Origin of the sequence: Advenella sp. (assembly GCF_052108595.1) — a bacterium.
Lineage (GTDB): Bacteria > Pseudomonadota > Gammaproteobacteria > Burkholderiales > Burkholderiaceae_B > Advenella.
Map to the genome: position 1 here is coordinate 22,810 of NZ_JBQEAU010000046.1, position 6,567 is coordinate 29,376.

Consider the following 6,567-nt stretch of genomic DNA (forward strand, 5'->3'; position numbering starts at 1 on the left):
TTTGCAGCCCGGGTGGATCAGGTTCAGGACCTGAGCGACTGCTGAGTGGCATCCAGCGCCTGCGTGACCGCGTCGACCAGGGTATCCACCTGCTCGGCGGTAATGATCAACGGCGGACAAAACGCCAGGGTATCGCCGATATTGCGCGTAATCACGCCCAGCTCCTGTAGCTTGCGGCTTACGGCGGTGCCCAGTTGCCCGGGGCTGGCCAATGCAGTTTTGGCCGCCTTGTCAGTCACAAGCTCTACGCCCGCGATCAGCCCCACTCCGCGCACCTCGCCCACCAGCGGATGATCGCTCAACCCGGCAAGCCGTTGCTGCAGATGTGCTCCTGTCACAGATGCATTTTGTACAAGATTTCTTTCACGAATGATATTCACGTTTTCCTGACCCACGGCAACCGCCACCGGATGGCCTCCGGCTGTAAAACCATGCCCCAGCACGCCCAGCTTGTTGCTTTCATCGGCAATCGGATCAAACATGCGGCTATTGAGCAATATGGCCGACAGCGGCTGGTAGGAAGAAGAAATCTGCTTGGACAGCACCATCACATCGGGTTTGATGTCGTACGTTTCACTGGCAAACATTTTGCCGGTGCGCCCGAACCCGCAAATAACTTCGTCGGCCACCAGCAGCACGTCATATTTGTTCAGCACGGCCTGGATTTTTTCCCAGTAGGTTTTCGGCGGCACAATGACCCCGCCTGCGCCCATGACCGGTTCGGCAAAGAACGCCGCGATGGTGTCGGGGCCTTCTTTCTGGATCAGCGCCTCAAGGTCTGCCGCCATGCGGGTGGCAAATTCCTCTTCGGTTTCGCCGTCCCGCCCTTCGCGCCAATAGTGAGGACATGTCGTATGCAATACGCGCTCAATGGGCAGGTCAAAGCCTTTGTGATTGCCCGGCAAGCCGGTCAGGCTGGCCGATGCGATGGTGACCCCATGATAGCCCTTATGGCGGGCGATAAGTTTTTTCTTATTCGGCTGACCCAGTGCATTGGACCGATACCACAGCAGTTTCATGACAGTGTCATTTGCTTCTGAACCGGAATTGGTAAAGAACACCTTGCTCATGGGCACCGGCGCCAAGTCAATCAGCGTTTTGGCGAAACGAACAGCGGCTTCATGCGTTTTGTGGGTAAACAAATGATAGAACGGCAGGGTCTGCATCTGGCGCATGGCGGCGTCTACCAATCGCTGCTCACTGAAACCGACAGCAACGCTCCACAACCCGGCCATGGCTTCGATGTATTTTTTGCCGTTTTCATCTTCCACATAAATGCCATCACCGCGGGTGATGACCAATGGCCCCTGTGACGCATGCGTGATCGCGTTGGTATAGGGATGCATGTGAAAGGCGATGTCGTCACTGCCCTGCTGTGAAATTGAATTGCTCATTGTGTCTCCAATATCGGTTGCGTCTGGTTCATGTTTATTATCCATGCTATCTGCCCGCTTGGCGAGCACACCGGCTGTTGTCCGGGAAATCACCGAAGGAACTGCCGCAGACCAGGCACCAGCGAGCGCCCAGCAGCGCGCGAGTGGCAGGGTGGCCAGGCCGTTCACGCAAATGCGGGGCCCCCGGTGCGTCCTGGTGGATATGCCTTGATAATAAGCTATGATTATCATGTTCATTATGAAATAACACAAATGGCTCTCTTTTAAGCGCTGCCCTCCTCCAACCAACAGAAGTGAAATATTTCCCATGTCCGATTTAAACTGGTCCTTCCCCTACCGCTCACAAAAAATGCCCGTTTTTGCTCGCAACGCTGTCAGCACTTCGCAACCGCTGGCCGCGCAGGCCGGGCTGTCCATGCTTTACCGTGGTGGCAACGCGGTAGACAGTGCGCTGGCTACCGCGATCGCCCTGACAGTGGTGGAACCGGTCATGAACGGCATTGGCGGCGATCTGTTTGTGCAAATCTGGCATGAAGGCAAACTGTACGGATTGAGCGCGTGTGGCCGCTCTCCCGAAAAATGGACGTATGACCTGTTCAAGGACCAGCCGACGATGCCCGGCAAGGGCTGGGGCACCGTAACCGTGCCAACGCAAGTGGCCGGCTGGCGCGCCCTGTCGGAACGATTCGGCAAGCTGCCCTTTGAAGAACTGTTTGAACCGGCCATCCGTTATGCGGAACAGGGCTTTATGGTTTCGCCGAACATTGCGCGAATCTGGGCTGCGCAGGGCGAGACCTGCAAGGACCAGCCCGGTTTTGCCCAGGCATTTATGCCTGAGGGTCAGTTTCCCAAGGCCGGCCAGTTGTGGACGTTTCCTGAACAGGCCGCGACCCTGAAGGACATTGCCCAAACCCGCGGCGAAAGCTTCTACCGCGGTGCGCTTGCCGAAAAAATCATTGCCTTTGCCGAGCAGACCGGAGGCTATCTGACGGCCGCCGATCTGGACAGCGCTGCGGCAGAATGGGTTGAGCCTATCAGCGCCAACTTCCGCGATCTGACGCTGCACGAGATTCCGCCCAACGGCCAGGGCATTGCGGCCCTGATGGGCGTCGGCATCCTGGATCAATTCGATCTTGAATCCATGGGCGTAGACAGCCCCGATTTTTATCATGTGGGCGTTGAGGCCATGAAACTGGCGTTTGCCGATCTGCACGAACATATTGCCGACCCTGTCCATATGACGCTGACTGCGGCAGATCTGTTGTCGCCTGCCTATCTGAAGGAACGCGCTCGCCTTATCAATATGGACAAAGCGTCGACGCCGGCTGCCGGCATGCCTGCCAGTGGCGGTACGGTTTATCTGACCGCCGCTGACCAGGACGGTACGATGGTATCGTTCATCCAGTCCAATTATCACGGCTTCGGTTCCGGCGTGGTTGTACCGGGCACCGGCATTGCGTTGCATAACCGCGGCTGCGGCTTCAATGTTCGCCAGGGACACGCCAACTGCGTCGGACCCAAGAAAAAACCCATGCACACCATTATCCCCGGCTTTATCACCCGCCAGGGTAAGCCGCTGATGTCATTCGGCGTGATGGGCGGCAGCATGCAGGCACAGGGACATGCGCAAATGGTCGCGCGCCTGGGGGCATTCGCACAAAACCCGCAAGCCATGAGCGATGCACCGCGCTTTCGCGTGGAAAACGGTCCTATTGTGTATCTGGAAGCCCATACGCCTGACGCCGTAGTCCAGAGCCTGAAGGCGCGTGGACACCGGGTTGAAGTAGCGGCCGCCGACAGCCTTGAGTTTGGCTCCGCACAGCTTATTTATAAAGCCGAACATGGCTATTACGCAGCGTCCGACTCCCGCCGCGATGGTCAGGCCGTCGGTTTCTGAAACAGCGATGAACGAGCAAACGGAGTAACGATGCCGGACCCCATTTTTTCCTTGCAGCAAGGCGCTATTCCTCTGCTCATTTCCATTCCCCACATGGGGACCAGGCTGGATCCGCAGATTGCCACGAACTTCACGCAAGTAGCCGGGTTCGTGGATGATACCGACTGGCATCTGGATCGGCTTTACGGATTTGCCAGGGATGGTGGCGCCTCTTTTCTGACGCCAGTCTATTCGCGCTATATTATTGATCTGAACCGCCCGCCCGATGACGAGAATCTGTATCCGGGCCAGGACACCACCGGCTTGTGTCCCGTGGACACCTTTGACAAAGAGCCGCTTTATCTGGCGGGGCGCGAACCGTCAGAGCAGGAAAAAATCCGGCGTCGGCAGTTGTTCTGGGAGCCGTATCACGCGGCGCTGCAAACAGAGCTGCAGCGTATCAAGCAGGAACACGGGTTTGCGGTTTTGTGGGAAGCCCATTCCATCCGTTCCGAGATTAGCCGGTTTTTTCCCGGCAAACTGACAGACTTCAATTTCGGCACTGCCAATAACCAAAGCGCCCATCCAGAACTGTGTGCAGTGCTGGCGCAACAGATCGAACAGGATGGTCAGTTTACCGCTGCGGCCAATGGCCGCTTCAAGGGTGGTTATATCACCCGCCAGTACGGCAACCCGGCCGAGCGCATTCACGCCGTACAGCTGGAATTGACCCAAATTGCCTATATGCAGGAGTCCCGGCCCTTTGCCTACGATGAGGCCAAGGCAGCCAGGGTCACCCCTTTGCTGCAGCAGGCGCTGGAAACCACGCTGCGCTACGCACGAATGTGATCGACCCGTGTTGCCGAATGCGTCACCCATATGACGTATGAAATAACCCGCAACCATCATGCTTTGCTTTCGACAAACGACAACAAGGGGCCCCCGCAGGGCACCCCTTTCTTTATACTGCGACAAAGAACGATCAGTGCAGTTTATTCACCGTCGTCTGCAGTCTGCGCCAACAGCTTTTTGCCTTTGCGGCTATACCTGCGCAACAGTAAAGGCAATACCACCACCGCCACCGAAGCCACCCACAAGCCAATTGAGATATTGCTCTGGACCAGGATCGTGGCGTCGCCATTGGTAATGGACAGGGCGCGTCGTAGGTTCTGTTCCATCATGTCGCCCAGCACCACCCCAAGCACCAGCGGCGCCATGGGGATTTCCATCTTGCGCAGCCAGTAGCCGATAACGCCGACTATCACAGCCATCATCAGATCAAAACTGCCCGCATTAATCGCATATACACCGATAAAGCTGATGCATAAAATGCCCGGGACCAGCAGCCAGCCAGGAACCGCAAGCACTTTGGAGAACACGCGCACCATCGGTACGTTCATGACAAACAGCATGACGTTGGCAATGAACAGCGACGCGATCAGCCCCCACACCAGCTCCGGCTTGGTGTCGAACAGCACAGGACCGGGGGTAATGTTATACAGCGTGAGCGCACCCATCATCACCGCCGTGGTGCCCGATCCTGGCACCCCCAGGGTCAGCATGGGCACAAAGGAACCGATGGCAGAGCCGGTAGCAGCAGCTTCCGGCGCAACCAGACCCCGCATATCGCCCTTGCCGAACTTGGCATCGGGATCCTTGCCTTCAATAATGCGTTTTTCCTGTGAGTAAGCCACAGCAGCGGCCACGCTGGCGCCAGCTCCCGGCAGTACACCCACAAAAAAACCAACAAAGGCGCTGCGCACGACACTCCACCAGGTAAAGGCCAGCTCCTTCAGATTGAACATTCTGCGGCCAGAGGAGTCGACCTCCATACGCTGCCCGCCCATGACTTTCTCAAGCATTTCAAGCAGTTCGGCCACCGCAAACAACGCAATCACGACAACCACGAACTCGACACCATCTGCCAGATGCACGGAGTCAAACGTATAGCGATAGACGCCGGAGTTGGCATCCACGCCGACCACGGAAATGGCCAGACCAAGCATGGCCGCAAGCGTTCCCTTGACCGGTTTTTTACCCAGCAGGCTGGTCAGGCAGCAGAACGAGAATATCATCAGGACAAAGTACTCGGGCGGGCCAAAAGCCAGGGCCCAGCGCGCCAGTAATGGCGCCAGCAGCATAATGCCGACAACCGAAACCATTGCACCGCAGAAGGCAGACCAGGCAGACAACGACAGCGCGACGTTCGCCAAACCCTGACGCGCCAGCGGATAGCCGTCAAGCGTGGTCATGATCGCGCTGGCCTCGCCCGGCACGTTGAGCAGAATCGATGTGATCCGACCGCCATATTCGGCGCCGACATATACGGCAGCCAGCAGAATCAGGGCGGATTCGGGCGGAAAGTTCATGGCAAACGCCAGCGGGATCAACATGGCCACGCCATTGATGGGCCCCAGGCCAGGGAGCACGCCCACCAGCGTACCCAGGAAAGCGCCAACGGCAGCAATCAGCAGATTACTCCAGGTCAGTGCAACGCCGAAACCGATAGATAAATGATCGAGTAAGCCGCTCATAGCAGGCCCTCCAGAATACCCGTTGGCAGCACGACATCAAGCGCGCGATCGAACAGGAGAAAAAACAAAACGCCCATGCCAACACCGCCCATCAGGCACTTGATCCAGGCGCCTCTAAACAGGCGACCCACCAGCACGGTCATGAGCACGGTAGCGACAACGAAGCCAAGCCATTGAAACAGGAAGGCATAACCCATGGCGACCAGCACCATCAGGAAAATGCGACCGTTGGCGCCCGGCGGATTGGCCTGGGCAGTAAATTCGTTTTTGTAGATAAGCCACAGGCCGCACAGACCGATAACCAGTGCAATCAGCAAGGGAAAGGCGCGCGGGCCCACAGGCTCGTAGGAAACGGGTGCATGCAGGTTCCAGCCGAAGACGGTCAGGAATATGGCAAGCCCCAGGGATACAATCCCCAATATGCGATCATTCATGGTGGTAGTTCCAGACAGAGATGGTCACGGCGCCGCAGCGCCGGCCGCTGCCCGCCAGGGCTGGCGGCAGCGGGTCAGACGGTGCTGTTATTTTTTCATCAGGCCAAAGGAATCGGCCAGTTCGCGGTACGCTGCAACGCGCTCCTTGACATAGGCATCCAGCTCGGGACCGGTTTTGTCAAGGGGGAACAGACCCTGCTGTTCGCGCAGTTTGGCAAAGCCGGGATCGGCGGTCATTTTCTTGAAAGCATCAAGCCAGAAGTTGTAATCTTCGTCAGACACTTTGGGGCCGACATAATAACCGCGAATAATCGGCCACTGAATATCAA

Annotated in this window: 5 protein-coding genes and 1 pseudogene; 2 read left to right on the plus strand and 4 right to left on the minus strand. The window is 57.3% G+C overall.

Going from position 1 to position 6,567, the window contains the following annotated elements:
• Positions 1-23: 23 nt before the first annotated feature.
• Positions 24-1,394, minus strand: coding sequence for an aspartate aminotransferase family protein (locus ACTIKR_RS10200; RefSeq protein ID WP_193090025.1), 1,371 nt, complete (start codon positions 1,392-1,394; stop codon positions 24-26).
• 307 nt (positions 1,395-1,701) lie between these two features.
• Here ACTIKR_RS10200 and ACTIKR_RS10205 point away from each other — a divergent pair, with 307 nt between their 5' ends.
• Positions 1,702-3,291: a gamma-glutamyltransferase family protein gene (locus ACTIKR_RS10205; protein ID WP_226817243.1), complete on the plus strand. Its 1,590-nt coding sequence runs from the start codon at positions 1,702-1,704 to the stop codon at positions 3,289-3,291.
• A gap of 30 nt (positions 3,292-3,321) precedes the next feature.
• Positions 3,322-4,119, plus strand: a complete 798-nt coding sequence (hutG, locus tag ACTIKR_RS10210; protein ID WP_442327774.1) for an N-formylglutamate deformylase — start codon at positions 3,322-3,324, stop codon at positions 4,117-4,119.
• A gap of 143 nt (positions 4,120-4,262) precedes the next feature.
• Here hutG and ACTIKR_RS10215 read toward each other — a convergent pair whose 3' ends face one another.
• The 3 genes and pseudogenes from ACTIKR_RS10215 to ACTIKR_RS10225 all read right to left on the minus strand — a co-directional run.
• Positions 4,263-5,804 (minus strand): tripartite tricarboxylate transporter permease, encoded by a 1,542-nt coding sequence (locus ACTIKR_RS10215; RefSeq protein ID WP_442327775.1) that lies wholly within the window; start codon positions 5,802-5,804, stop codon positions 4,263-4,265.
• Positions 5,801-6,238: a tripartite tricarboxylate transporter TctB family protein gene (locus tag ACTIKR_RS10220; protein ID WP_442327776.1), complete on the minus strand. Its 438-nt coding sequence runs from the start codon at positions 6,236-6,238 to the stop codon at positions 5,801-5,803. Before ACTIKR_RS10220 ends, ACTIKR_RS10215 begins: the two co-directional genes overlap by 4 nt.
• A gap of 87 nt (positions 6,239-6,325) precedes the next feature.
• Positions 6,326-6,567, minus strand: a pseudogene (locus ACTIKR_RS10225) (tripartite tricarboxylate transporter substrate binding protein); the annotation flags it as partial.